Below are 1,215 nucleotides of genomic sequence, written 5' to 3' on the forward strand. Positions count from 1 at the left end.
TAGATTTCAACTTGTGGCGGTGCAACCACCGGATATTTGGCCACTGGCAACTGCGGGATAGCCAATGCTCCCGCCAGCAGAATGAATAGTGCAACGACCCAGGCGAAGATCGGGCGGTCGATAAAGAACTGCGGCATGCTCACTGATCCGTGGAATGTGCGAGGGGAAGGGTCGGGTCATCGATCTGCACGTATTCACCGGGGCGAGCGTGCTGCAGGCCCTCGACAACGATGCGGTCGCCGGCCTTCAGCCCTGCATTGACGATCCAGCGGTCATTCAACACGTTGCCCAGTTGCACCGGCTGTTGCTTGACCCGGTTCTCGGCATCGAGCAACAGCACCTGGGCGATGCCCGCGCTGTCGCGCAAGATCGCCCGTTGCGGCACGGTGATCCCCTGTTTATTGAGGGCCTGTTCCACACGTACACGCACAAAGCTGCCAGGCAGCAAGTCATAGTCGGGATTGGGGAATTCACTGCGCACGCTGATCTGGCCGGTGCTCGGGTCCACACTGATATCCGTGAACAGAAGCTTGACGGGCAGCGGATAGAGGTTGCCGTTGTCACGGATCAACGTGGCCTTGGCCTGATTTTTACCCACTTGCTGCAACTGGCCGGCACGGAATGATTCGCGCAGGTTATCCAGGTCACGGGTGGACTGCGTCAGGTCGACATGAATGGGGTCCAGTTGCTGGAGCCGCGCCAATGCGGTCACTTCACCCTGGCCGACCAGCGCACCTTCTGTGACCAGCGCCCGGCCGATACGCCCGGAGATGGGGGCGGTCACGGTGGCATAGCCTAGGTTCAGGCGTGCCCGTTGAACCTCAGCCTCGTTGGAGGCGACATCGGCGCTGGTTTGCTGAGCGACAGCGCGTGCGTTGTCGTACTCCTGACGGCTGATCGCGTTGATTTGCATCAGCTCGCCATAGCGCTGGTCTTGCAGCCTGGCCTGCTTTGCCAGCGCCTGCGCCTTGCGCAGTGCAGCCAGCGAACTGTCCAGCTCAGCCTTGAGGGGGGCGGGATCGATCAAAAACAGCACATCGCCTTGTTTGACTTCGCTGCCTTCGGCAAACACGCGCTTGAGGACGACACCCGCGACCCGTGCACTGACTTGCGCGACCCGAGGTGCGACGACCCGCCCGCTCAACTCATTGCTGATGGACACGGGGGCGGAGGCAACCACTTCGGTTCGGACCTTGACCAAGGGAGGCTTGGTTT

2 protein-coding genes are annotated in these 1,215 nt (G+C 61.2%); both read right to left on the reverse strand.

Annotated elements, in window-relative coordinates:
- A partial coding sequence (locus tag TU76_RS25935) for an efflux RND transporter permease subunit (RefSeq protein ID WP_169775416.1) occupies nt 1-137 on the reverse strand: 137 nt, incomplete at its 3' end.
- Between the two features lie 2 nt (nt 138-139).
- The coding region (locus TU76_RS23850) for an efflux RND transporter periplasmic adaptor subunit (protein WP_048352618.1) at nt 140-1,215 on the reverse strand (1,076 nt) is incomplete at its 5' end.

The organism is Pseudomonas psychrophila (genome assembly GCF_001043005.1).
In the GTDB taxonomy this organism is placed as follows: Bacteria; Pseudomonadota; Gammaproteobacteria; order Pseudomonadales; family Pseudomonadaceae; genus Aquipseudomonas; species Aquipseudomonas psychrophila.